Source organism: Enterobacter cloacae complex sp. R_G8, assembly GCF_024599795.1.
In the GTDB taxonomy this organism is placed as follows: Bacteria; Pseudomonadota; Gammaproteobacteria; order Enterobacterales; family Enterobacteriaceae; genus Enterobacter; species Enterobacter dissolvens.
The window spans coordinates 1,656,710-1,681,470 of sequence record NZ_CP102246.1; the positions used below are offsets into that span (position 1 = coordinate 1,656,710).

21 protein-coding genes are annotated in these 24,761 nt (G+C 55.0%); 17 read left to right on the forward strand and 4 right to left on the reverse strand.

Annotated elements, in window-relative coordinates; genetic code table 11:
• Positions 1 to 4: 4 nt before the first annotated feature.
• On the forward strand, positions 5 to 664 hold the full coding sequence (locus NQ842_RS07945; RefSeq protein ID WP_046888278.1) for a sugar phosphatase: 660 nt from the start codon (positions 5 to 7) through the stop codon (positions 662 to 664).
• Positions 665 to 739: 75 nt separating this feature from the next.
• Positions 740 to 2,572, forward strand: coding sequence for an SLC13 family permease (locus tag NQ842_RS07950; RefSeq protein ID WP_046888279.1), 1,833 nt, complete (start codon positions 740 to 742; stop codon positions 2,570 to 2,572).
• A gap of 53 nt (positions 2,573 to 2,625) precedes the next feature.
• On the opposite strand, the gene yfbR is transcribed toward NQ842_RS07950, so the two are convergent.
• Together yfbR and alaA are read right to left on the reverse strand one after the other, a co-directional pair.
• Complete coding sequence (gene yfbR / locus NQ842_RS07955) at positions 2,626 to 3,225, reverse strand: 5'-deoxynucleotidase (protein WP_014832763.1); 600 nt, start codon at positions 3,223 to 3,225, stop codon at positions 2,626 to 2,628.
• A 117-nt stretch (positions 3,226 to 3,342) separates the two neighbouring features.
• Positions 3,343 to 4,557 carry an alanine transaminase AlaA gene (gene alaA / locus NQ842_RS07960; protein WP_014832762.1) on the reverse strand — a complete coding sequence of 405 codons (1,215 nt, stop codon included), beginning with the start codon at positions 4,555 to 4,557 and terminating at the stop codon, positions 3,343 to 3,345.
• Between the two features lie 1,064 nt (positions 4,558 to 5,621).
• Between alaA and lrhA the strand changes: the two genes are divergently transcribed.
• The 14 genes from lrhA (at position 5,622) to nuoN (ending at position 22,130) form a co-directional block, all read left to right on the forward strand.
• Positions 5,622 to 6,560, forward strand: coding sequence for a transcriptional regulator LrhA (gene lrhA / locus NQ842_RS07965; RefSeq protein ID WP_014832761.1), 939 nt, complete (start codon positions 5,622 to 5,624; stop codon positions 6,558 to 6,560).
• A gap of 630 nt (positions 6,561 to 7,190) precedes the next feature.
• On the forward strand, positions 7,191 to 7,631 hold the full coding sequence (gene nuoA / locus NQ842_RS07970) for an NADH-quinone oxidoreductase subunit NuoA (RefSeq protein ID WP_014171000.1): 441 nt from the start codon (positions 7,191 to 7,193) through the stop codon (positions 7,629 to 7,631).
• A 15-nt stretch (positions 7,632 to 7,646) separates the two neighbouring features.
• Positions 7,647 to 8,321: an NADH-quinone oxidoreductase subunit NuoB gene (nuoB, locus tag NQ842_RS07975; protein WP_003861482.1), complete on the forward strand. Its 675-nt coding sequence runs from the start codon at positions 7,647 to 7,649 to the stop codon at positions 8,319 to 8,321.
• Between the two features lie 89 nt (positions 8,322 to 8,410).
• Positions 8,411 to 10,213: an NADH-quinone oxidoreductase subunit C/D gene (nuoC, locus tag NQ842_RS07980; RefSeq protein WP_072095117.1), complete on the forward strand. Its 1,803-nt coding sequence runs from the start codon at positions 8,411 to 8,413 to the stop codon at positions 10,211 to 10,213.
• Positions 10,214 to 10,215: 2 nt separating this feature from the next.
• Complete coding sequence (gene nuoE / locus NQ842_RS07985) at positions 10,216 to 10,716, forward strand: NADH-quinone oxidoreductase subunit NuoE (RefSeq protein WP_003861486.1); 501 nt, start codon at positions 10,216 to 10,218, stop codon at positions 10,714 to 10,716.
• On the forward strand, positions 10,713 to 12,050 hold the full coding sequence (gene nuoF, locus NQ842_RS07990) for an NADH-quinone oxidoreductase subunit NuoF (RefSeq protein WP_003861487.1): 1,338 nt from the start codon (positions 10,713 to 10,715) through the stop codon (positions 12,048 to 12,050). Before nuoE ends, nuoF begins: the two co-directional genes overlap by 4 nt.
• 54 nt (positions 12,051 to 12,104) lie before the next feature.
• Complete coding sequence (nuoG, locus tag NQ842_RS07995; RefSeq protein WP_248059896.1) at positions 12,105 to 14,828, forward strand: NADH-quinone oxidoreductase subunit NuoG; 2,724 nt, start codon at positions 12,105 to 12,107, stop codon at positions 14,826 to 14,828.
• Positions 14,825 to 15,802: an NADH-quinone oxidoreductase subunit NuoH gene (nuoH, locus tag NQ842_RS08000; protein WP_008500211.1), complete on the forward strand. Its 978-nt coding sequence runs from the start codon at positions 14,825 to 14,827 to the stop codon at positions 15,800 to 15,802. Before nuoG ends, nuoH begins: the two co-directional genes overlap by 4 nt.
• A gap of 13 nt (positions 15,803 to 15,815) precedes the next feature.
• A complete protein-coding gene (gene nuoI / locus NQ842_RS08005; RefSeq protein ID WP_003861491.1) occupies positions 15,816 to 16,358 on the forward strand; it encodes an NADH-quinone oxidoreductase subunit NuoI in 543 nt (180 codons plus the stop codon).
• A gap of 10 nt (positions 16,359 to 16,368) precedes the next feature.
• Entirely contained in the window at positions 16,369 to 16,923 is a 555-nt protein-coding gene (nuoJ, locus tag NQ842_RS08010) for an NADH-quinone oxidoreductase subunit J (RefSeq protein ID WP_008500212.1), read from the forward strand.
• Positions 16,920 to 17,222 carry an NADH-quinone oxidoreductase subunit NuoK gene (gene nuoK / locus NQ842_RS08015; RefSeq protein WP_003861496.1) on the forward strand — a complete coding sequence of 101 codons (303 nt, stop codon included), beginning with the start codon at positions 16,920 to 16,922 and terminating at the stop codon, positions 17,220 to 17,222. Before nuoJ ends, nuoK begins: the two co-directional genes overlap by 4 nt.
• Positions 17,219 to 19,060, forward strand: a complete 1,842-nt coding sequence (nuoL, locus tag NQ842_RS08020) for an NADH-quinone oxidoreductase subunit L (RefSeq protein WP_014832758.1) — start codon at positions 17,219 to 17,221, stop codon at positions 19,058 to 19,060. Before nuoK ends, nuoL begins: the two co-directional genes overlap by 4 nt.
• A gap of 76 nt (positions 19,061 to 19,136) precedes the next feature.
• Complete coding sequence (nuoM, locus tag NQ842_RS08025; RefSeq protein ID WP_013098102.1) at positions 19,137 to 20,666, forward strand: NADH-quinone oxidoreductase subunit M; 1,530 nt, start codon at positions 19,137 to 19,139, stop codon at positions 20,664 to 20,666.
• Positions 20,667 to 20,672: 6 nt separating this feature from the next.
• Complete coding sequence (gene nuoN / locus NQ842_RS08030) at positions 20,673 to 22,130, forward strand: NADH-quinone oxidoreductase subunit NuoN (protein WP_014832756.1); 1,458 nt, start codon at positions 20,673 to 20,675, stop codon at positions 22,128 to 22,130.
• Between the two features lie 92 nt (positions 22,131 to 22,222).
• On the opposite strand, the gene NQ842_RS08035 is transcribed toward nuoN, so the two are convergent.
• Both NQ842_RS08035 and rbn read right to left on the reverse strand, forming a co-directional pair.
• Positions 22,223 to 23,227, reverse strand: a complete 1,005-nt coding sequence (locus tag NQ842_RS08035; protein ID WP_013098100.1) for a chemotaxis protein — start codon at positions 23,225 to 23,227, stop codon at positions 22,223 to 22,225.
• 64 nt (positions 23,228 to 23,291) lie between these two features.
• Positions 23,292 to 24,209 carry a ribonuclease BN gene (rbn, locus tag NQ842_RS08040; RefSeq protein ID WP_163280675.1) on the reverse strand — a complete coding sequence of 306 codons (918 nt, stop codon included), beginning with the start codon at positions 24,207 to 24,209 and terminating at the stop codon, positions 23,292 to 23,294.
• Between the two features lie 70 nt (positions 24,210 to 24,279).
• Here rbn and NQ842_RS08045 point away from each other — a divergent pair, with 70 nt between their 5' ends.
• On the forward strand, positions 24,280 to 24,741 hold the full coding sequence (locus NQ842_RS08045; protein WP_038983959.1) for a GNAT family N-acetyltransferase: 462 nt from the start codon (positions 24,280 to 24,282) through the stop codon (positions 24,739 to 24,741).
• Positions 24,742 to 24,761 lie beyond the last annotated feature (20 nt).

The window sequence follows — 24,761 nt, forward strand, 5'->3', positions numbered from 1 at the left end:
GCGTGTGCAGTGTAGAGGTTTTCTGTTTGATCTGGACGGTACGCTGGTGGATTCGCTACCGGTTGTAGAGCGTTCATGGTGCCATTGGGCGGACAGACATGGCATCGACCATCAGGACGTGCTGAATTTTATCCACGGCAAACAGGCCATAACCTCGCTCCGGCATTTTCTGGCGGGACGCTCTGAGGACGAAATTCAGGCGGAATTCAAATATCTGGAACACATTGAAGCCACGGACACGGACGGTATCACCGCGTTACCCGGTGCACGTGAACTGCTTGAGCATCTGAACGAAGCGCAAATACCGTGGGCCATTGTTACCTCCGGCTCCATTCCCGTGGCCCACGCCCGTCATAAGGCGGCGGGTTTACCCACGCCGGAGGTGTTCATTACCGCTGAGCGCGTCAAACGTGGAAAGCCGGAACCTGATGCGTTTTTACTGGGTGCAGAACTGCTGGGCCTTCCCCCTGCGGAGTGCGTGGTGGTAGAAGATGCTGCAGCAGGCGTGCTGGCCGGGTTGAACGCTGGCAGCCACGTTATCGCCGTCAACGTTCCGGCCGATTCTCCCCGGCTGGACGAGGCGGACTTTGTGCTCGACACGCTGACCGCGCTTGATATCGCTAAGGCACCAGACGGTATTGTAACCGTCTCGCTAAAAATGTAATCCCATGACATAGCCCCACGCTGCTGGGGCTTTTTTATGGCACAATTTTTCCTCTCTTTCTGACAAGGACATGTTGTGAACGGTGAACTGATTTGGGTTCTCAGCCTGCTTTTAATTGCCATCATTCTGTTTGCTACAGGCAAAGTGCGCATGGATGCCGTCGCTCTGTTTGTTATCGTTGCGTTTGTGCTGAGCGGTACGCTCACGCTGCCGGAAGCCTTTTCGGGGTTTAGCGATCCCAACGTCATTTTGATTGCCGCGCTGTTTATTATCGGCGACGGCCTGGTGCGAACCGGCGTGGCGACGCTGGTGGGGGCATGGCTGGTGAAGGTAGCAGGCAACAGCGAAACCAAGATGCTGGTCTATCTGATGCTGACAGTCGCCGGGCTGGGGGCGTTTATGAGTTCGACGGGCGTGGTTGCCATCTTTATTCCTGTGGTGTTGAGTGTCTCCATGCGAATGCAGACGTCACCGTCGCGCCTGATGATGCCCCTGAGCTTTGCCGGGCTTATCAGCGGCATGATGACCCTGGTGGCCACGCCGCCGAACCTGGTGGTCAACAGCGAACTGATACGTGAAGGGCTGGAGGGCTTTAGCTTCTTCAGCGTCACCCCGCTTGGGCTGGTTATTTTGTTGATGGGGGTTGTGTATATGCTGCTGACTCGCTTCGCTCTGAAAGGCGAGAAGCAGGATAAATCGAAAGACGGCTGGAAACGACGTACGTTTCGCGATTTGATCAAAGAGTACCGTCTCGCCGGCCGCGCCCGCCGTCTGGCCATTCGTCCCGGCTCGCCGATGGTCGGCCAGCGGCTGGATGACCTGAAGTTGCGGGAACGTTATGGTGCGAACGTGATCGGCGTGGAGCGCTGGCGTCGCTTTCGGCGTGTCATCGTCAACGTGAACGGGGTCTCCGAATTCCGGGCGCGTGACGTTCTGCTGATCGATATGTCCACCGCGGAGGTGGATCTGCGTGAGTTTTGCAGTGAGCAACTGCTGGAGCCGATGGTGCTGCGCGGGGAATATTTCTCCGACCAGGCGCTCGATGTGGGTATGGCGGAAGTGTCGCTGATCCCGGAATCGGAATTATTGGGTAAAACCGTGCGTGAAATGGGGTTCCGTACCCGCTATGGCCTGAACGTCGTCGGCCTGAAGCGTGATGGCGTGGCAATGGAAGGGGCGGTGGTGGATGAGCCCATCCTGTTAGGCGATATTTTTCTCGTCGTCGGTAACTGGAAGCTGATCAGCCAGCTCGGTCAGAATGGCCGCGATTTCGTCGTTCTCAACATGCCCGTTGAGGAGAGTGATGCCTCTCCGGCCCACAGTCAGGCGCCTCACGCCATTTTTTGTCTGGTGCTGATGGTGGCGCTCATGCTTACCGACGAGATCCCAAATCCGGTGGCGGCCATTATTGCCTGTCTGTTAATGGGCAAATTTCGCTGTATTGATGCCGAGAGTGCCTATAAAGCGATTCACTGGCCAAGCATCATTTTGATTGTCGGGATGATGCCGTTCGCCCTTGCCCTGCAAAAAACCGGCGGGGTGGATTTAGTGGTTAAAGGGCTTATGGACGTTGGTGGGGGATACGGTCCGTACATGATGATGGTGTGCCTGTTCGTCATGTGCGCCACGATCGGGCTCTTCATTTCCAATACTGCCACGGCAGTACTGATGGCCCCGATTGCGCTGGCGATGGCGAAATCCATGGGCGTGTCGCCGTATCCCTTTGCGATGATGGTGGCGATGGCGGCCTCTGCGGCGTTTATGACGCCGGTCTCTTCGCCGGTTAACACGCTGGTACTGGGGCCGGGGAATTACCGCTTTAGCGATTTCGTGAAGATTGGCGTACCGTTCACCATACTGGTGATGCTGGTATGCGTGGTGCTGATCCCGGTGTTATTCCCGTTTTAGCGTGAGCGCAGAAACGTAGGCCGGGTAAGGCGAAGCCGCTACCCGGCGAAAAATTACAACGGAGAATCCTGGCTGATCTCATCCAGCGATAAATGGAAGCTCGGCACAAACACCTGCATAAAATAATCCATCTCCTCGCTGCGGCGGGATTCCAGCGTCTTCTCCAGACGCGTTTTGGCCAGTAAAAACTCGTTATTCCCGGCAGACAACTCTTCCAGACATTTCAGGTAGGCGCAGAGCGCGTCCGCCTGCTTCACCAGTGACTTTTCCTCTTCGGTGTACTGATGTTCGTCAATCAGTGGCTCAAAGACATCGCGCAGTTCATCCGGCACCATGTCGATTAGCTTCTGCTGGGCGATCTTCTCGATGGCCTTATATTCCTGCGCAATCTGCGAGTTGAAGTATTTAACCGGGGTGGGAAGATCGCCGGTCAGCACCTCGGAGGCATCGTGATACATCGCGAGCAAGGCAATGCGTTCCGCATTGACCTGACCGTTGAATTTGCGGTTCTTAATGGCGGCAAGCGCATGCGCGACCATCGCAACCTGCAGACTATGTTCTGAGACATTTTCGGTGCGCACGTTGCGCATCAAAGGCCAGCGGTTGATGAGTTTCAGGCGGGAAAGGTGGGCAAAAAAATGACTCTGACTCATAGGTTACCTTTTGTCTTCACTGCGACAAACTTCATTGTGCGGGGAGGGGAGGGAAGATGCAAATTTGCGGAAGTTAGAGGCCGGGTAAGCGCAGCGCTACCCGGCAGAAAGATGATGTTATTGGTGGTATCCGGAGAGGAATCGTCCGAAGCGGCTGATGGCCATTTCGAGGTCATCTTCGCGCGGTAACGTCACGATACGGACGTGATCCGGCCATGGCCAGTTGAACGCGGTGCCCTGAACCAGCAGCACTTTTTCCTGCAGCAGGAAATCAAGCACCATTTTCTGGTCATCGTGGATATTGAAGCGCTTCGCGTCGATTTTCGGGAACATGTAGAGCGCGCCATTTGGCTTCACGCAGGAGACGCCAGGGATATCGTTGATCAGCTCCCAGGCGCGGTTACGCTGTTCGTACAGGCGCCCGCCAGGCACGATGAACTCGCTGATGCTCTGGTAGCCGCCCAGCGCCGTCTGGATCGCATGTTGTGCCGGAACGTTGGCGCATAAACGCATGGAGGCCAGCATCTCCAGCCCTTCAATATAACCCCTGGCATGTTTTTTCGGGCCGTTCAGAACCATCCAGCCCTGACGGAAACCGGCCACACGGTAAGTTTTAGACAGGCCGTTAAAGGTGACGGTTAGCAGATCCGGTGCCAGCGCTGCAATAGAGTGGTGTTGCGCCGCGTCATACAGGATCTTGTCGTAAATTTCGTCAGCAAAGATGATCAGGTTGTGCTGACGGGCGATCTCCACGATCTCCATCAGCAGCTCTTTTGAATAGACCGCACCCGTTGGGTTGTTCGGGTTGATGATCACGATACCGCGCGTGCGGGGGGTGATTTTGGCGCGAATATCGTCGAGATCCGGGAACCAGTCAGAGGACTCATCGCAGAGATAGTGCACCGCTTTACCGCTGGAAAGTGACACGGCCGCCGTCCACAGCGGATAGTCCGGAGCGGGTACCAGCATTTCGTCACCGCTGTTCAGCAAGGCCTGCATGGCCTGCACGATCAATTCAGAGACGCCGTTGCCGATATAAATATCCTCAACGGTAACATCACGCATTCCGCGTGCCTGGTAGTGCTGCATAATGGCTTTGCGTGCGGAGTAAAGTCCTTTTGAATCGCAGTAGCCTTGCGCAGTAGGCAGGTTGCGGATCACATCAACCAGGATTTCATCCGGCGCTTCAAAACCAAATGGCGCAGGGTTACCAATGTTGAGTTTCAGAACCTTATTGCCTTCTTCTTCCAGGCGTTTTGCCTCTTTGAGAACCGGGCCACGGATGTCGTAACAGACGTTATCTAGCTTGCTGGATTTTTCGATAGGGGACATGAACCTTTAACCTTTTCGCTATTATTGCCACTCCCTGCCGTGGAAGTCAGCACGGAACAATGTACTCCCCCCTCGCTTCGTTTTGAAGGGTAAACAGAAGAAGATTTTGTGCAATGGATGCATTTCTGAAGAATCTATTACGCTGCCTGCATCGAAATTTTATGGTCTAAAGTAATGCATGATTTTAGTAATTAGGCTTATCATGCTGTGAATTTTGATATTTATTGCATATTGTGCTGTAAAAAATAAAATGAGGGCCAGCGCTCAGTCAAAAGTTTACCTGAGTGACTTTTCGTAAAACCTGAATGCTTCGGGACAAAACACGGGAATAGTCTGCTTTGGTTAAAAGTTACTCATGTGAAAATAATGTTAAGTGTTATTAATGAATGGCCTTAATCTAAATTAAAATTTATTTATTATTAACCAACAAAATGCAACTTTAGTTAATTTTAATAAAATTAGTTTAGAAGCTTAACAACACCCTTTAATCCTCAATATTGCAATAAGACTTATAAATAAAGTGGATTTGGGTTAAGATGTCTTTAAGGAAAGCAGAGGAAAGATACCTGTGTTTTGTATATCTGAGCCTGGTTTTCTGAATTAATTGATTGTTATTGTTGGAGTTATCTCTGGCTGGAGTGTGCTAAGCACAACCTGCAACGTTGACAGCGCTGCGATATAGATGGCAGAAAAGGTGTCTTACCTTTAATGTAATTTACATTAACCTGCGAACATCTAAATATCCTGAACGTTTAAGAGAATAAAAATAACGTCATGAAACGTGCTTTCTGACTGTTGATAAATACACAAAATCATTCACGCTGGATCATGGCGGCAAGTCTGAGCATCCGCTGACGCTTACTCACGTTAGTGATGGGGGAAGCAGACGTAGCCTTTGCCTCGACAGCTTGAATGATGACGTGTATTAAGGCAGCACAATAACTATCTGTCAGGCAGTCTGCCGGGCCGGGATGCGAGGGAAAACCTTCAGAGGGAATTGCTTAACTGTTACACACAGCTTCAACCCGGGCAGCTCCGCACGAGCAACCTGAAAGTGAATAGATATGATAAATGCAAATCGTCCGATAATGAATCTCGACCTCGATCTGCTGAGAACGTTTGTTGCGGTCGCCGACCTCAACACTTTTGCAGCAGCTGCTGCCGCAGTTTGCCGAACCCAGTCCGCCGTCAGCCAGCAAATGCAGCGTCTGGAACAACTGGTTGGTAAAGAGCTTTTTGCCCGTCATGGGCGTAATAAGCTCTTAACGGAACACGGTATTCAGCTTCTGGGTTATGCCAGGAAAATTCTTCGCTTTAATGACGAAGCATGTATGTCATTAATGTTTAGCAACCTCCAGGGGGTGCTAACGTTAGGTGCATCTGATGAGTCAGCGGATACTATATTGCCGTTCCTTCTCAATCGAATTAGTTCGGTTTATCCGAAGCTTGCGCTGGACGTTAGCGTGAAGCGTAATGCTTTTATGATTGAGATGTTAAAAGAGAATGAGGTTGACCTTGTGGTCACCACGCATCGTCCCGGCCAATTTAACTGCCTGACGCTGCGTACTTCTCCTACGCACTGGTATTGCGCGGCAGAATATGTGCTCCAGCAAGGTGAGCCTATTCCTCTGGTATTACTGGATGATCCGAGCCCTTTCCGCGATATGGTGTTGTCGGCGCTCAACGAAGCCAACATTCCATGGCGTCTGGCGTATGTGGCCTCCACGTTGCCTGCCGTTCGCGCAGCCGTGAAAGCCGGGCTGGGCGTAACCGCTCGTCCGGTGGAGATGATGAGCCCGGATCTGCGTGTGCTGGGTAAATCCGATGGGCTTCCCGTCCTGCCGGATACGGAGTATCTGCTGTGCCACAATACGTCCAGTAATAACGAGCTGGCGAAAGTGGTGTTCGAGGCAATGGAAAACTACCATAATCCATGGCAGTTTGAGCATGTTACCCACGAAGGGGGGGATGATTCCCTGATCGTTGAAGGTGATTTTGAGTGATCGAGAACTCAAAATTCTGGTAACAAAATGTAAGTGTAAAAAAATGCCACTCGCGCGAATTTCGCCTGGAGTGGCTTTTTTTTTGCACAAATTCCCTCCGGGAAACAGGGGGATTGGATGAGAATCCTTATTTATCAATGAATAAACAAGTGTTGGTTAAAGTCTGAACAAATTCTTTTCCCACTTCCTTCCCGCCCCCGGCATGTTAATAAAACAGGAAAGATGTTGCCGTTTTCTTGGTTGAATTAACAAAAGCGTGTCTCAGATCAAGAAAATACTCCTATTTGGGGGGAGGAATCGTTGGCAAATCCTGTCAAAATAGGAGGGTTATTTTTTTTACTTCCAAAACGGACACGATTCAACAACATGCATTTGACGGAAAGTCAGCTAGCCACCAGGGTTAAAGGGCACCAAATGTTAATGAGAATCGCTCGATGTAATTTAATGTGAAGAAACCTTTGTTAAAGTTGACAAAAGGTTATAGAAAGGAGTAAAAAACCCCATCATTTTGCTGTCTATGTCTCATTTCTGACAGTTAGTGTAAGGTTATTTGTTCCTCCCCATGAATCGATGTGATGCCCATCTGCCAGCAAGAGCAGTGTCGTCGGTATCACTTTTGATGAGTAAGCAATGAGTATGTCAACATCCACAGAAGTCATCGCTCATCACTGGGCATTCGCAATCTTTCTTATTGTAGCCATTGGCCTGTGCTGCCTGATGTTAGTCGGCGGCTGGTTCCTGGGCGGTCGCGCCCGCGCAAGGCACAAAAACACCCCTTTCGAATCAGGTATTGATTCAGTAGGTTCCGCTCGCTTACGCCTGTCTGCCAAGTTCTATCTGGTAGCCATGTTCTTCGTCATCTTTGACGTGGAAGCGCTCTACCTTTTCGCATGGTCGACCTCCATCCGCGAAAGTGGTTGGGTAGGCTTTGTCGAGGCCGCAATTTTCATTTTAGTGCTACTGGCCGGTCTGGTTTATCTGGTGCGTATTGGCGCGCTTGACTGGACGCCTGCGCGTTCACGTCGTGAACACATCAACCCGGAAAACAGTATCTCTAATCGTCAGCAGTAACAGCGAGGCAATAAGATGGATTATACGCTCACCCGCATAGATCCTAACGGTGAGAATGACCGTTACCCCCTGCAAAAACAGGAGATCGTAACCGACCCCCTGGAGCAAGAAGTCAATAAAAGCGTGTACATGGGCAAACTCGAACATGCCATGCACGATATGGTCAACTGGGGTCGTAAGAACTCCATCTGGCCTTACAACTTTGGCCTTTCCTGCTGCTACGTTGAAATGGTGACGTCATTCACTGCGGTGCATGACGTTGCGCGTTTTGGGGCAGAGGTATTGCGTGCATCCCCGCGTCAGGCTGACCTGATGGTGGTGGCCGGTACGTGCTTTACCAAGATGGCACCGGTTATTCAGCGTCTTTATGACCAGATGCTGGAGCCTAAATGGGTTATCTCCATGGGCGCATGTGCAAACTCTGGCGGTATGTACGACATTTACTCCGTTGTGCAGGGCGTAGATAAGTTTATTCCAGTGGATGTATACATCCCGGGTTGCCCGCCACGTCCGGAAGCTTACATGCAGGCGCTGATGCTGCTGCAGGAATCTATCGGTAAGGAACGCCGCCCGCTGTCGTGGGTTGTTGGCGATCAGGGTGTCTATCGCGCGAACATGCAGTCTGAGCGCGAGCGTAAACGTGGTGAACGTATTGCCGTCACCAACCTGCGTACGCCTGACGAAATTTAATTTGCGCCTGTGGGCCTGGAGAACACCTTCGCATATCACTACTCAAATAGCGCGAAGCCAGGCTTAACAGTCACCACGGACCATTTGCAATGGTGAACAATATGACCGACTTAACCGCGCAAGAAGCCGCCTGGCAGACCCGGGATCATCTGGATGACCCCGTCATTGGCGAACTGCGCAACCGTTTTGGGCCGGATGCCTTTACTGTTCAGGCGACCCGCACCGGGGTACCCGTTGTTTGGGTGAAGCGTGAACAATTGCTGGAAGTTGTCGATTTCCTCAAGAAATTGCCAAAACCTTACGTCATGCTGTTTGACTTACACGGCATGGATGAACGTCTGCGTACGCACCGCCAGGGTCTCCCTGCTGCGGATTTTTCCGTTTTCTACCACCTGATCTCAATAGACCGCAATACGGATATCATGCTCAAGGTGGCATTGTCTGAAAACGACATGCATCTGCCGACGCTCACCAAACTTTTCCCGAACGCTAACTGGTATGAGCGTGAAACCTGGGAAATGTTCGGCATGACCTTCGACGGCCACCCGCATCTGACGCGCATCATGATGCCGCAGACCTGGACCGGCCACCCGCTGCGTAAAGACTACCCGGCACGTGCGACTGAATTCGATCCGTTTGAGCTGACCAAAGCCAAGCAGGATCTGGAGATGGAAGCGCTGACCTTCAAGCCGGAAGACTGGGGCATGAAGCGCGGGACCGAAAACGAGGATTTCATGTTCCTCAACCTCGGTCCAAACCACCCGTCTGCGCACGGTGCATTCCGTATCATTCTTCAGCTTGATGGCGAAGAGATTGTCGACTGTGTTCCGGATATCGGTTACCACCACCGTGGTGCTGAGAAGATGGGCGAGCGTCAGTCCTGGCACAGCTACATTCCATATACCGACCGTATCGAGTATCTCGGCGGCTGCGTAAACGAAATGCCTTATGTGCTGGCCGTTGAGAAACTGGCAGGCATCACCGTGCCGGATCGCGTTAACGTGATTCGCGTCATGCTGTCAGAACTGTTCCGTATTAACAGCCACCTGCTGTACATCTCCACGTTCATCCAGGACGTCGGTGCGATGACCCCGGTCTTCTTCGCCTTTACCGATCGTCAGAAAATTTACGATCTGGTGGAAGCGATTACCGGTTTCCGTATGCACCCGGCCTGGTTCCGTATCGGCGGCGTAGCACACGATCTGCCGCGTGGTTGGGACCGCCTGCTGCGTGAATTCCTCGACTGGATGCCGAAACGTCTGGCCTCTTACGAGAAAGCCGCGCTGCGTAACACCATCCTGAAAGGCCGTTCCCAGGGCGTTGCCGCCTACGGCGCGAAAGAAGCGCTGGAGTGGGGGACCACAGGTGCAGGTCTGCGCGCGACCGGTATTGATTTCGACGTGCGTAAAGCGCGTCCTTACTCTGGCTATGAGAACTTCGACTTTGAAGTCCCGGTTGGCGGCGGAGTTTCCGACTGCTATACCCGTGTGATGCTGAAAGTCGAAGAGCTGCGCCAGAGTCTGCGCATCCTTGAGCAGTGCCTCAACAACATGCCGGAAGGCCCGTTCAAAGCGGATCACCCGCTGACGACGCCGCCACCGAAAGAGCGCACGCTGCAACATATCGAAACCCTGATCACCCACTTCCTGCAGGTTTCCTGGGGCCCGGTCATGCCGGCACAAGAATCCTTCCAGATGATCGAAGCGACCAAGGGTATTAACAGTTACTACCTGACCAGTGACGGCAGCACCATGAGCTACCGTACCCGCGTGCGTACGCCGAGCTTTGCGCACCTGCAGCAGATCCCGTCCGCCATCCGCGGCAGTCTGGTCTCCGACCTGATTGTGTATCTGGGTAGTATCGATTTTGTTATGTCAGATGTGGACCGCTAATTATGCACGAGAATCAACAACCACAAACCGAGGCTTTTGAGCTGAGTGAAGCAGAGCGTGCCGCCATTGAGCACGAGATGCACCACTACGAAGACCCGCGTGCGGCGTCCATTGAAGCGCTGAAAATCGTACAGAAACAGCGTGGTTGGGTGCCGGATGGGGCGATCTATGCGATCGCAGAAGTGCTGGGTATCCCGGCCAGTGACGTAGAAGGCGTAGCCACGTTCTACAGCCAGATCTTCCGTCAGCCGGTAGGCCGCCATGTGATCCGCTACTGTGACAGCGTTGTCTGCCACATTACCGGTTATCAGGGCATTCAGGCTGCGATTGAGAAGAAACTCAATATCAAGCCGGGCCAGACCACGTTCGATGGTCGCTTTACTCTGCTGCCAACCTGCTGCCTGGGTAACTGCGACAAGGGGCCGACCATGATGATTGATGAGGATACTCACAGCCATCTGACGCCGGAAGCCATTCCTGACCTGCTGGAGCAGTACAAATGAAAACTGTAATTCGTACTGCTGAGACGCATCCGTTGACCTGGCGTCTGCGCGATGACAAACAGCCGGTATGGCTCGACGAATACCAGAGCAAAAACGGCTATGCCGGGGCGCGTAAGGCCCTGGGCGGCATGGCACCGGACGACATCGTTAACGCGGTGAAAGAGTCGGGTCTGAAAGGCCGCGGCGGCGCGGGCTTCTCCACCGGTCTGAAGTGGAGCCTGATGCCAAAAGATGAATCCATGAACATCCGTTACCTGCTGTGTAACGCGGATGAAATGGAGCCGGGTACCTATAAAGACCGTCTGCTGATGGAACAGCTACCGCACCTACTGGTAGAAGGCATGCTGATCTCCGCATTCGCGCTGAAAGCGTACCGTGGTTACATCTTCCTGCGCGGTGAGTACATCGAAGCAGCTGAAAACCTGCGTCGCGCGATTGCCGAAGCGACCGAAGCGGGCCTGCTGGGTAAAAACATTCTCGGTACCGGCTTCGACTTCGAGCTGTTCGTGCACACCGGTGCAGGGCGTTATATCTGCGGTGAAGAGACTGCGCTGATTAACTCCCTGGAAGGCCGCCGTGCGAACCCGCGTTCCAAGCCACCGTTCCCGGCAAGCTCCGGCGTGTGGGGTAAACCGACTTGTGTTAACAACGTCGAAACCCTGTGTAACGTTCCGGCGATCCTCGCCAACGGCGTGGAGTGGTATCAGGGCATCTCCTCAAGTAAAGATGCCGGTACCAAGCTGATGGGCTTCTCCGGCCGTGTGAAAAACCCAGGCGTCTGGGAACTGCCGTTCGGTACTACCGCCCGCGAAATTCTTGAAGACTACGCCGGTGGCATGCGCGATGGCCTGAAATTCAAAGCCTGGCAGCCGGGTGGGGCAGGGACAGACTTCCTGACCGAAGCGCACCTTGACCTGCCGATGGAGTTCGAAAGCATTGGTAAAGCAGGCAGTCGTCTGGGTACGGCGCTGGCGATGGCCGTCGACCATGAGATCGGCATGGTATCGCTGGTGCGTAACCTGGAAGAGTTCTTCGCCCGTGAGTCCTGCGGCTGGTGTACACCGTGCCGTGACGGTCTGCCGTGGAGCGTGAAGATCCTGCGTGCTATCGAACGCGGCGAAGGCCAGCCTGGTGATATCGAGACACTTGAGCAACTGTGTCGATTCTTAGGGCCGGGTAAAACCTTCTGTGCCCACGCACCGGGTGCCGTCGAGCCGCTGCAGAGCGCGATTAAATATTTCCGCGACGAATTCGAAGCAGGCATCAAGCAGCCGTTCAGCAATACCCATTCCATCAATGGTATTCAGCCGAACCTGCTGAAAGCACGCTGGTAAAAACAGAATTTTGATTAACGCTCGGTTTCGGCCGAGCCAACTGGAAGCATGCTAATGGCTACGATTCATGTAGACGGCAAAGAATACGAAGTCAACGGGGCGGACAACCTGCTGGAAGCTTGTCTGTCTCTTGGCCTCGATATTCCGTACTTTTGCTGGCATCCGGCGCTGGGCAGCGTCGGTGCTTGCCGCCAGTGTGCGGTGAAGCAATATCAAAACGCGGAAGACACGCGTGGTCGCCTGGTGATGTCCTGTATGACGCCAGCCACTGAAGGCACCTTTATTTCGATTGATGACGAAGAAGCCAAACAGTTCCGTGAAAGCGTTGTGGAATGGTTGATGACCAACCACCCGCACGACTGCCCGGTCTGTGAAGAGGGCGGTAACTGCCACCTTCAGGATATGACCGTAATGACCGGTCACAGCTTCCGTCGCTATCGCTTTACCAAGCGTACTCACCGTAACCAGGACCTGGGGCCGTTCATCTCTCACGAAATGAACCGCTGCATCGCCTGCTACCGCTGCGTGCGTTACTACAAAGATTACGCAGACGGTCAGGATCTGGGCGTGTATGGCGCACATGACAACGTCTACTTCGGTCGTCCGGAAGACGGTACGCTTGAGAGCGAATTCTCCGGTAACCTGGTGGAAATCTGTCCGACCGGTGTATTCACCGATAAAACCCACTCCGAGCGTTACAACCGTAAGTGGGACATGCAGTTTGCACCAAGCATCTGCCAGCAGTGTTCGCTGGGCTGTAACACCAGCCCGGGTGAGCGCTACGGCGAACTGCGTCGTATCGAAAACCGTTACAACGGTACCGTAAACCATTACTTCCTGTGCGACCGCGGTCGTTTCGGCTATGGCTATGTGAACCTGAAAGACCGTCCGCGTCAGCCGGTTCAGCGCCGTGGCGACGACTTCATCACCCTGAACGCTGAACAGGCGATGCAGGGTGCGGCAGATATTCTGCGTCAGTCGAAGAAAGTGATCGGTATCGGTTCCCCACGTGCCAGCATCGAAAGCAACTTCGCGCTGCGTGAGCTGGTGGGGGCGGAAAACTTCTACACCGGTATCGCTCAGGGCGAGCAGGAACGTCTGCAGCTGGTACTGAAAGTGCTGCGCGAAGGCGGTATTCATACCCCTGCGCTGCGCGAAATCGAATCGTATGATGCGGTTCTGGTGCTGGGCGAAGATCTGACGCAGACCGGCGCTCGCGCGGCTCTGGCGGTTCGCCAGGCGGTGAAGGGTAAAGCACGTGAAATGGCAGCGGCACAGAAAGTGGCTGACTGGCAGATTGCGGCAATCCTCAACATCGGCCAGCGCGCGAAGCATCCTCTGTTTGTGACGAACGTCGACAACACCCGTCTGGACGATATCGCCGCGTGGACCTACTGTGCGCCGGTTGAAGATCAGGCGCGTCTTGGATTTGCCATTGCCCATGCGCTGGACAGCAACTCTCCGGCCGTTGAACTGGATCGTGACCTGCAGAGCAAGGTCGACGTGATTGTTCAGGCGCTGGCGGGGGCGAAGAAACCACTCATTATCTCCGGGACTAATGCCGGTAGCGCCGAGATTATTCAGGCTGCCGCGAACGTTGCCAAAGCCCTGAAAGGCCGTGGTGCGGACGTTGGCGTCACCATGATTGCCCGTGCGGTGAACAGCATCGGTCTGGGTATGATTGGCGGCGGCTCGCTGGAAGCAGCGTTAAGCGAACTGGAATCCGGTGCCGCTGACGCCGTTGTGGTGCTGGAAAATGACCTGCATCGCCATGCATCAGCCGCGCGTGTCGACGCTGCACTCTCTAAAGCGCCGCTGGTGATGGTAATCGACCATCAGCGCACCGCGATTATGGATAAAGCGCACCTGGTGCTCTCTGCGGCAAGCTTCGCAGAAAGCGACGGTACGGTTATCAACAACGAAGGCCGCGCACAGCGTTTCTTCCAGGTTTATGACCCGGCGTACTACGACAGCAACACCGTGATGCTGGAAAGCTGGCGCTGGCTGCACTCCCTGCACAGCACCGTGCAGAGCCGTGAAGTGGACTGGACTCAGCTCGACCACGTTATCGATGCGGTAGTCGAAAAACTGCCTCAACTGGCAGGCATTAAAGATGCCGCGCCTGAAGCGAGCTTCCGTATTCGCGGCCAGAAACTGGCGCGTGAACCGCACCGTTACAGTGGCCGTACCGCGATGCGTGCCAATATCAGCGTGCACGAACCGCGTCAGCCGCAGGATAAAGACACCATGTTCGCCTTCTCTATGGAAGGGAACAACCAGCCGTCTGCGCCACGTTCACAGATCCCATTCGCATGGGCGCCGGGCTGGAACTCCCCGCAGGCGTGGAACAAGTTCCAGGCGGAAGTGGGCGGTTCATTGCGTCACGGCGATCCGGGCGTGCGTCTGATTGAAGCCTCCGAAACCGGTCTGGACTTCTTCACGACCGTTCCGACGAGCTTCCAGGCGCAGGACGGTAGCTGGCGTATTGCGCCGTACTACCATCTGTTTGGTAGCGACGAGCTGTCCCAGCGTTCACCGGTATTCCAGCAGCGTATGCCGCAGCCGTACATCAAGCTTAACCCGGCAGACGCCGCGAAGCTTGGCGTCAACGCGGGTGCGAACATCGCCTTTAGCTATGACGGCCAGACCATCAGCCTGCCGCTGATTATCTCTGAAGGTCTGACAGCAGGGCAGGTTGGTCTGCCGATGGGTATGCCTGGCATCGCGCCGGTACTGGCGGGTGCGCGTCTTGATAACCTGCAGGAGGCAAAAGCATGAGTTGGTTAACGCCGGATCTTATCGACATCCTGCTGAGCATTCTGAAAGCGATTGTCATTCTGCTGGTGGTGGTCACCTGTGGTGCGTTCATGAGCTTTGGTGAACGTCGTCTGCTTGGTCTGTTCCAGAACCGTTATGGACCAAACCGCGTGGGCTGGGGTGGTTCACTCCAGCTGGTTGCGGACATGATCAAGATGTTCTTTAAAGAGGACTGGATCCCGCGCTTCTCGGATCGCGTGATCTTTACTCTGGCTCCGATGATCGCCTTCACCTCGCTGCTGCTGGCGTTTGCTATCGTTCCTGTCAGCCCGACCTGGGTGGTCGCTGACCTGAACATCGGCATTCTGTTCTTCCTGATGATGGCAGGCCTCGCGGTGTACGCGGTGCTGTTCGCAGGCTGGTCCAGTAACAACAAATACTCGCTGCTGGGTGCGATGCGTGCGTCTGCGCAGACGCTGAGCTACGAAGTGTTCCTGGGTCTCTCCCTGATGGGCGTCGTGGCGCAGGCCGGTTCATTCAACATGACCGACATCGTCAACAACCAGGCCGACATCTGGAACGTTATCCCGCAGTTCTTTGGGTTTATTACCTTTGCTATCGCGGGCGTGGCGGTGTGTCACCGTCACCCGTTTGACCAGCCAGAAGCCGAACAGGAACTGGCCGACGGTTACCACATTGAATATTCCGGTATGAAATTCGGTCTGTTCTTCGTGGGCGAGTACATCGGTATCGTCACCATTTCCGCGTTGATGGTAACGCTGTTCTTTGGTGGCTGGCATGGCCCGTTCTTACCGCCGTTCATCTGGTTCGCGCTGAAAACCGCGTTCTTCATGATGATGTTCATTTTGATTCGCGCAGCGTTACCGCGTCCGCGTTATGACCAGGTAATGTCCTTCGGCTGGAAAGTGTGCCTGCCGCTGACGCTCGTCAACTTGTTGGTAACGGCGGCTGTCATTCTCTGGCAGCAGCCATAAGGGGCTATAGACCATGACCTTAAAAGAATTACTGGTAGGCTTCGGTACCCAGGTACGCAGTATCTGGATGATCGGCCTGCACGCGTTTGCCAAACGCGAAACCCGGATGTACCCGGAAGAGCCGGTATATCTGCCGCCGCGCTACCGTGGCCGTATCGTGCTGACGCGCGACCCGGACGGTTCCGAGCGCTGCGTTGCCTGTAACCTGTGTGCGGTAGCGTGTCCGGTAGGCTGTATCTCTCTGCAGAAAGCAGAGACGGTAGACGGCCGCTGGTACCCTGAGTTCTTCCGCATCAACTTCTCACGCTGCATCTTCTGTGGTCTGTGTGAAGAAGCGTGCCCAACCACGGCGATTCAGCTCACCCCGGACTTCGAACTGGGTGAGTACAAGCGTCAGGATCTGGTGTACGAGAAAGAGGATCTGCTGATTTCCGGTCCGGGCAAATACCCGGAATATAACTTCTACCGGATGGCGGGTATGGCAATCGACGGCAAAGATAAGGGCGAAGCGGAGAACGAAGCCAAGCCTATCGACGTCAAGAGCCTGTTACCGTAAGGAGAGGGCAATGGAATTCGCTTTTTATATCTGTGGCCTTATCGCCATCCTGGCTACGCTGCGAGTGATTACGCACACCAATCCGGTGCATGCGCTGCTGTACTTAATCATTTCGCTGCTGGCTATTTCCGGGGTGTTCTTTGCGCTCGGCGCGCACTTTGCCGGTGCGCTGGAAATCATCGTCTACGCCGGGGCCATCATGGTGCTGTTCGTCTTCGTTGTGATGATGCTGAATCTGGGCGGCTCTGAAATTGAGCAGGAACGTCAGTGGTTAAAACCGCAGGTGTGGATTGGCCCGGCAATTTTGTCGGCCATCATGCTGGTGGTGATTGTTTATGCCATTCTCGGTGTGAACGACCAGGGCATCGACGGTACGCCAATCGGCGCGAAAGAAGTGGGTATCACGCTGTTTGGACCGTACGTTCTGGCGGTAGAACTGGCCTCTATGCTGCTGCTGGCGGGTCTGGTTGTTGCCTTCCACGTTGGCCGCGAAGAGCGTGCTGGTGAGGTGCTGAGCAACCGCACTGACGACCGCGCGAAAAGAAAAACGGAGGAACGCGCATGATCCCCTTAACACATGGACTGATCCTCGCTGCGATTTTATTCGTTCTGGGCTTAACCGGTCTGGTTATCCGCCGCAATCTGCTGTTTATGCTGATCGGTCTGGAAATCATGATTAACGCCTCCGCGCTGGCCTTCGTGGTCGCCGGAAGCTACTGGGGCCAGACCGATGGTCAGGTGATGTACATTCTCGCCATCAGCCTCGCGGCTGCCGAAGCGAGTATTGGCCTGGCGCTGTTACTGCAGCTCCATCGTCGCCGCCAGAACCTGAACATCGATTCAGTAAGTGAGTTGCGTGGATGAACATGCTTGCCTTAACCATTATTTTTCCGCTGATTGGCTTCGTGCTGCTGGCGTTTTCTCGCGGCCGCTGGTCTGAGAATCTGTCTGCGACCGTCGGCATGGGCTCTGTCGGTCTGGCTGCGCTGGTAACAGCGTATGCGGGTATCGATTTCTTCAACAACGGACGTCAGGCCTTCAGCGTGCCGCTGTGGACCTGGATGTCGGTCGGTGATTTCAACATCGGTTTTAACCTGGTGCTGGATGGTCTCTCGCTGACCATGCTCTCCGTGGTCACCGGCGTGGGCTTCCTGATCCACATGTTCGCCTCCTGGTACATGCGCGGTGAAGAGGGTTACTCCCGCTTCTTTGCTTACACCAACCTGTTTATCGCCAGCATGGTGGTTCTGGTGCTGGCCGATAACCTGCTGCTGATGTATCTGGGCTGGGAAGGCGTGGGTCTCTGTTCGTACCTGCTGATCGGGTTCTACTACACCGATCCGAAGAATGGCGCAGCGGCCATGAAAGCGTTCGTCGTGACCCGTGTGGGTGACGTCTTCCTCGCGTTCGCGCTGTTCATTCTCTACAACGAACTGGGCACACTGAACTTCCGCGAAATGGTGGAACTGGCGCCAGCACACTTCGCCGCAGGCAACAACATGCTGTGGTGGGCAACGCTGATGCTGCTGGGTGGTGCTGTGGGTAAATCTGCACAGCTGCCGTTGCAGACATGGCTGGCCGACGCGATGGCGGGTCCAACTCCTGTCTCCGCGCTGATCCACGCCGCGACCATGGTCACTGCCGGTGTGTACCTGATTGCGCGTACCCATGGCCTGTTCCTGATGACCCCGGAAATTCTGCATCTGGTGGGTATCGTCGGTGCGGTCACACTGGTACTGGCAGGCTTTGCCGCGCTGGTGCAGACCGACATCAAACGCGTTCTTGCTTATTCCACCATGAGCCAGATTGGCTACATGTTCCTGGCGCTTGGCGTTCAGGCGTGGGACGCGGCGATTTTCCACCTGATGACGCACGCGTTCTTTAAAGCGCTGCTGTTCCTCTCATCCGGTTCCGTGATCCTGGCCTGCCATCACGAGCAGAACATCTTCAAGATGGGCGGACTGCGTAAGTCCATCCCGCTGGTGTATGTCTGCTTCCTGGTGGGCGGCGCGGCGCTGGCGGCACTGCCGCTGATTACCGCGGGCTTCTTCAGTAAGGACGAAATCCTTGCCGGTGCCATGGCGAATGGTCATATCAATCTGATGGTTGCGGGTCTGGTCGGTGCGTTCATGACCTCCCTGTATACCTTCCGTATGATTTTCATCGTATTCCACGGTAAAGAACAAATTCACGCTCACGCAGGGAAGGGGATTACTCACCACCTGCCGCTGATTGTGCTGCTGGTACTCTCCACCTTCGTTGGCGCGATGATTGTGCCACCGCTGCAGGGCGTACTGCCAGACACCACCGAGCTTGAGCACGGTCGCGTTCTGACGCTTGAAATCACCTCTGGTGTGGTTGCTATCGCAGGCATTCTGATTGCTGCATGGCTGTGGCTGGGCAAACGCACGCTGGTGACTGCTGTTGCCAACAGTGCGCCAGGCCGTCTGCTGGGCACCTGGTGGTACAACGCGTGGGGCTTCGACTGGCTGTACGACATGATCTTCGTTAAGCCGTTCCTGGGCATTGCGTGGCTGCTGAAGCGCGACCCACTGAACAGCCTGATGAATATCCCGGCGATCCTTTCCCGCTTTGCAGGCAAAGGCCTGCTGTACAGCGAGAACGGTTACCTGCGCTGGTATGTGGCGTCCATGAGCATCGGTGCGGTTGTCGTGCTGGCGCTGCTGATGGTGTTGCGTTGATCGTAACGTGAATTTTATTCGAATTCGTTGAAAATCAGGCCCCTGCTGGGGGCCTTAAAAAGGAATGTAAATCGCCATGTTACTACCCTGGCTAATATTAATTCCCTTCATCGGCGGCTTCCTGTGCTGGCAGACTGAACGCTTTGGCGTGAAGATGCCGCGCTGGATCGCGCTGATCACCATGGGATTGACGCTCGCGCTTGGTCTGCAACTCTGGTTGCAGGGTGGCTACTCCCTGACCCAGTCTGCGGGCATTCCGCAGTGGCAGTCTGAGTTTATCCTGCCGTGGATCCCACGTTTCGGCATTACGATCCACCTGGCGATTGACGGTCTGTCGCTGCTGATGGTAGTGCTGACCGGTCTGCTCGGCGTTCTGGCGGTACTTTGCTCCTGGCGAGAAATCGAAAAATACCAGGGCTTCTTCCACCTGAACCTGATGTGGATCCTGGGCGGCGTAATCGGCGTGTTCCTTGCCATCGACATGTTCCTGTTCTTCTTCTTCTGGGAGATGATGCTGGTGCCGATGTACTTCCTGATCGCGCTGTGGGGCCATAAGGCGTCCGACGGTAAAACGCGTATCACGGCGGCCACCAAATTCTTCATCTATACCCAGGCGAGTGGTCTGGTGATGCTGATTGCCATTCTGGCGCTGGTGTTTGTGCACCACAATGCGACCGGTGTCTGGACCTTCAACTACGAAGACCTGCTGAAGACCCCGATGTCTCACGGTGTGGAATACCTGCTGATGCTCGGCTTCTTCATCGCCTTTGCGGTGAAAATGCCGGTAGTACCGCTGCACGGCTGGCTGCCAGACGCACACTCTCAGGCGCCAACGGCAGGTTCTGTGGACCTGGCGGGCATCTTGCTGAAAACGGCAGCCTACGGTCTGCTGCGTTTCGCGCTGCCGCTGTTCCCGAACGCGTCCGCTGAGTTCGCACCGATTGCCATGTGGCTGGGTGTGATCGGTATCTTCTACGGTGCCTGGATGGCGTTCACGCAGTACGACATCAAACGTCTGATTGCGTACACCTCCGTCTCCCACATGGGCTTCGTGCTGATTGCTATCTACACCGGCAGCCAGCTGGCGTACCAGGGTGCGGTGATCCAGATGATTGCGCACGGTCTGTCCGCAGCCGGTCTCTTCATCCTCTGTGGTCAGCTGTACGAACGTCTGCACACCCGTGACATGCGTATGATGGGCGGTCTGTGGAGCAAAATTAAGTGGCTGCCGGCGCTGTCTATGTTCTTCGCGGTGGCGACCCTGGGTATGCCAGGTACCGGTAACTTCGTCGGCGAATTTATGATTCTGTTCGGCAGCTTCAAAGTGGTACCGATGATTACTGTCATCTCCACCTTTGGTCTGGTGTTCGCGTCCGTCTACTCGCTGGCGATGCTGCACCGTGCTTACTTCGGTAAAGCGAAGAGCGAAATTGCTGCACAAGAACTGCCGGGGATGTCGCTGCGTGAGCTGTTCATCATCCTGCTGCTGGTCGTACTGCTGGTGCTGCTGGGCTTCTTCCCGCAGCCGATTCTGGATACCTCGCACTCCGCGATGGGTAATATCCAGCAGTGGTTTGTTAATTCTGCTTCTACTACAAGGCCGTAATTCGCCATGACAATAACTCCACAACAACTGATCGCGCTGCTACCGCTGCTGATCGTCGGATTGACGGTGGTGGTTGTGATGCTCTCCATTGCGTGGCGACGCAATCACTTCCTGAATGCCACGCTGTCGGTCATCGGACTGAACGCTGCGTTAGTCTCTCTCTGGTTTGTTGGCCAGGGCGGGGCGATGGACGTCACCCCGCTGATGCGCGTTGACGGCTATGCCATGCTGTACACAGGGCTGGTTCTGCTGGCGAGCCTGGCGACCTGTACCTTTGCCTATCCGTGGCTCGAAGGCTACAACGACAACAAAGAAGAGTTTTACCTGCTGGTTCTGATTGCCGCGCTGGGCGGCATTCTGCTGGCGAATGCGAACCATCTGGCTGCGCTGTTCCTCGGCATTGAGCTTATCTCTCTGCCGCTGTTCGGTCTGATTGGTTATGCCTTCCGTCAGAAGCGCTCCCTGGAAGCGAGCATCAAGTATACGATCCTGTCTGCTGCTGCCTCGTCCTTCCTGCTGTTTGGTATTGCGTTGCTGTACGCACAGACCGGTAACCTCTCGTTCATGGCGCTGGGCAAGAGCCTCGGCGACGGCATGCTGCACGAGCCGCTGCTGCTGGCGGGTCTGGGCATGATGATTGTTGGCCTCGGCTTTAAGCTCTCACTGGTTCCGTTCCACCTGTGGACACCAGACGTCTACCAGGGTGCACCGGCTCCGGTGTCTACCTTCCTGGCGACGGCGAGCAAAATCGCTATCTTCGGCGTGGTGATGCGTCTGTTCCTGTACGCACCGGTAGGTGACAGCGAAGCAGTTCGCACGGTGTTGGGGATTATCGCGTTCGTCTCCATCATCTTCGGTAACCTGATGGCGCTGAGCCAGACCAACATCAAACGTCTGCTGGGTTACTCTTCTATCTCTCATCTGGGTTACCTGCTGGTGGCACTGATTGCGCTGCAGAGCGGTGAGATGTCGATGGAAACCGTAGGCGTTTACTTGGCCGGTTACCTGTTCAGCAGCCTCGGCGCGTTCGGTGTGGTGAGCCTGATGTCCAGCCCGTACCGTGGCCCGGATGCAGATTCATTGTTCTCCTACCGTGGTCTGTTCTGGCACCGTCCGATCCTGTCTGCCGTGATGACCGTGATGATGCTCTCTCTGGCGGGTATCCCAATGACGCTGGGCTTCATCGGTAAGTTCTACGTGCTGGCTGTCGGTGTGCAGGCGCACCTGTGGTGGCTGACCGCAGGCGTAGTTATCGGCTCGGCAATCGGTCTGTACTACTATCTGCGTGTGGCCGTGAGCCTGTACCTGAGCGCGCCTCAGCAGCTCAACCGCGACGCACCAGGCAACTGGCAGTACAGCGCCGGGGGGATTGTGGTGCTGATCTCCGCGCTGCTGGTGCTGATCTTCGGTATCTATCCGCAGCCGCTGATTGATATCGTGCAGCGAGCGATGCCGCTGATGTAAAAGCAAAAAACCCGCCTCGGCGGGTTTTTTTATGGTTTTCGCCCTCTCCCTGTGGGAGAGGGACGGGGTGAGGGCACCAGCCCGCACCAGGCTTAAGCCAGCTGCTTCCTGCTAATCAACGGTCCGTCAATCTTCTTCATTGAACGGTCCAGCACCTCTTCAATCACCGACGACAACTCGTTCAGCTCAAACTTCGCCACGTAGCCGTCGGCCTTCACTTTACGAATATGATCTTCGTTGGCGTTGCCGGAAAGCGAAGAGTGGATCACCACCGGAATATCTTTCAGTAGCGGGTCGGTTTTGATTTTGCGCGTCAGCGTGAAACCGTCCATCTCTGGCATTTCGAGGTCGGTCAGCACCAGGGCAATTTTATCGGTGATCGGCACGCCTTCAGCCTGCGCCTGCGCGGCCAGCACGCCAATTTTCTCCCATGCGTCTTTACCGGTGATATGCAGCTGCGCCGGGATCTCCATAGCCTGTAATCCCTTCTCCAGCATGGAGCGTGCGACTTTGGAATCTTCCGCCACAATCGCCACAGCGCCAGGCTTGATATGGAACTTAGTGGTCTGCAGATTCGTGGCGTGCAGATCGTGGTTGGCCGGCGTGATGTCATACAGGATCTGCTCAACGTCCAGCACCATCGCCAGCTCGTTGGTATCGGTCTTTTCGTCCAGACAGGCGATACTGGTGATGTAACGTCCGCTGACGGCGGTTTCCGCCGCGTGGACCTGCTTCCAGTCAAGGCGCATGATGTTCTCAACCGATTCCACCGCAAACGCCTGCACGCTGCGGGCATATTCGGTGATCAGCAGGATGTTGAGCCCCGTCGTTGGCTTACAGCCCGCCACGGCGGCCAGGTCGATCACCGGGATCACCTGATCGCGAATATTCACCATCCCCATCAGCGGGGACTTCATCCCTGCGGGTTTGGTGAACTCCGGCATCGGCACAATTTCACGCAGCTTAAAAACGTTAATGCCAAACAGCTCGGATTTATTTTCATTCAGAGACGTGCCCAGACGGAACAGCAACAGCTCAAAACGATTCGACAGGGTGAGATTTGCCCTGTCATCAATATCTTTCTGGAAATTATCCATTCTACCCTCAAGTGAAATGCTGCCCTTTTAATCGTTATCGGCATCCTGAGAGAAAAATGAAGGACTAAACGCTGACCTGAGTGAAATCGTTGGCCAGCTCACATGCCGGGAACACGTCACGGCACTCTGCCAGCAGTTTTTCACAGCCGCGGGCGTCATAGCGCGAGCTGACATGGGTGACAATCAATCTTCCGACGTTCGCTTCACGGGCAAGCGCCGCCGCCTGACGTGTGGAACTGTGGCCACGGCTGTTGGCTTTCTCTTCCATCGCCGTTTCGAGCGTGGCTTCGTGTACCATTACGTCCACGCCACGCGCCAGATGCAGAGCCGCCGGACAGGGAGCGGTATCACCGAAAATCGCCAGTTTTTTGCCTGGCTGTGGTGGGGCGAGATACTCCTCTCCGTTGATAACCCGACCGTCTTCCAGGGTGACGGTTTCGCCCTGTTTCAGTCGCTGGAACAGCGGTCCGGGCTTCACACCGTCGGCAATCAGCGCGGCGGCGTCGAGCGCGCCGGGCTTATCATGCGCTTCAATGCGGTAGCCATAGCACTCAACCGGATGATTCAGCGGCCGGGCGGTGACGGTATAGTCACCGTCATCAAAGACCAGCCCCTCGGTTATCTCCACCACCTCCAGCGGATAATCCGTCCACGACCCGCTCAGGCGCAGCGTGGTGTCAACAAACTCACTAATACCCGCAGGCCCGTAAATCGTCAGCGGGTTGGCATTACCCGCCATCGACCGGCTGCACAGCAGGCCCGGCAGGCCAAACAGATGATCGCCATGCAGATGAGTAATAAAGATCTTATCCAGCTTACCGGGATGATAAGTGGTGTGTAACAGCTGATGCTGCGTCCCTTCACCACAGTCAAACAGCCACAGTCCGCCACGGGTTGGGTGCTGCAGATCCAGCAGGATCGCGGTCACGTTTCGTGTGCGTGTTGGCACGCCAGCGGACGTACCCAGAAAAATCAGTTCCATAACACAATCAGCCCTTTGCCGAATGGGGAAGGGTTTAGTATAACGTGATGAACCCAGGAAGGAGACTGACATGATCCAGTGGCAAGATTTACACCATAGTGAACTCACCGTTCAGACACTGTACGCCCTGCTCAAACTGCGCTGCGAAGTGTTTGTTGTAGAACAAACCTGCCCGTATCAGGACATCGATGGCGATGATCTGGTGGGCGAGAACCGTCATATTCTCGGCTGGAGGGATAACGAGCTGGTGGCGTATGCGAGGATTCTGAAAAGCGAGGACGATTTTGAGCCCGTCGTTATTGGTCGCGTCATTATCAGCGGCAAGGCGCGCGGTGAAAAACTGGGCTATCAGTTGATGGAAAAAACGCTGGAGGCATGCCAAAAACAGTGGCCAGACAAGGCGTTATACCTGGGGGCACAGGCGCACCTTCAGTCCTTCTACGGCCACTTTGGCTTTATGCCGGTTACGGACGTGTACGACGAAGACGGCATTCCTCATATCGGTATGGCGCGGGAAGTGAAACAGGCGTAATGGCAGGTCGTTGGCTATAG

Coding starts and splice junctions, on each gene's coding strand:
- yfbR (WP_014832763.1), bottom strand. CDS start 3,225: ATGAGTCAGAGTCATTTTTTTGCCCACCTTTCCCGCCTGAAACTCATC.
- alaA (WP_014832762.1), bottom strand. CDS start 4,557: ATGTCCCCTATCGAAAAATCCAGCAAGCTAGATAACGTCTGTTACGAC.
- lrhA (WP_014832761.1), top strand. CDS start 5,622: ATGATAAATGCAAATCGTCCGATAATGAATCTCGACCTCGATCTGCTG.
- nuoA (WP_014171000.1), top strand. CDS start 7,191: ATGAGTATGTCAACATCCACAGAAGTCATCGCTCATCACTGGGCATTC.
- nuoB (WP_003861482.1), top strand. CDS start 7,647: ATGGATTATACGCTCACCCGCATAGATCCTAACGGTGAGAATGACCGT.
- nuoC (WP_072095117.1), top strand. CDS start 8,411: ATGGTGAACAATATGACCGACTTAACCGCGCAAGAAGCCGCCTGGCAG.
- nuoE (WP_003861486.1), top strand. CDS start 10,216: ATGCACGAGAATCAACAACCACAAACCGAGGCTTTTGAGCTGAGTGAA.
- nuoF (WP_003861487.1), top strand. CDS start 10,713: ATGAAAACTGTAATTCGTACTGCTGAGACGCATCCGTTGACCTGGCGT.
- nuoG (WP_248059896.1), top strand. CDS start 12,105: ATGGCTACGATTCATGTAGACGGCAAAGAATACGAAGTCAACGGGGCG.
- nuoH (WP_008500211.1), top strand. CDS start 14,825: ATGAGTTGGTTAACGCCGGATCTTATCGACATCCTGCTGAGCATTCTG.
- nuoI (WP_003861491.1), top strand. CDS start 15,816: ATGACCTTAAAAGAATTACTGGTAGGCTTCGGTACCCAGGTACGCAGT.
- nuoJ (WP_008500212.1), top strand. CDS start 16,369: ATGGAATTCGCTTTTTATATCTGTGGCCTTATCGCCATCCTGGCTACG.
- nuoK (WP_003861496.1), top strand. CDS start 16,920: ATGATCCCCTTAACACATGGACTGATCCTCGCTGCGATTTTATTCGTT.
- nuoL (WP_014832758.1), top strand. CDS start 17,219: ATGAACATGCTTGCCTTAACCATTATTTTTCCGCTGATTGGCTTCGTG.
- nuoM (WP_013098102.1), top strand. CDS start 19,137: ATGTTACTACCCTGGCTAATATTAATTCCCTTCATCGGCGGCTTCCTG.
- nuoN (WP_014832756.1), top strand. CDS start 20,673: ATGACAATAACTCCACAACAACTGATCGCGCTGCTACCGCTGCTGATC.
- NQ842_RS08035 (WP_013098100.1), bottom strand. CDS start 23,227: ATGGATAATTTCCAGAAAGATATTGATGACAGGGCAAATCTCACCCTG.
- rbn (WP_163280675.1), bottom strand. CDS start 24,209: ATGGAACTGATTTTTCTGGGTACGTCCGCTGGCGTGCCAACACGCACA.
- NQ842_RS08045 (WP_038983959.1), top strand. CDS start 24,280: ATGATCCAGTGGCAAGATTTACACCATAGTGAACTCACCGTTCAGACA.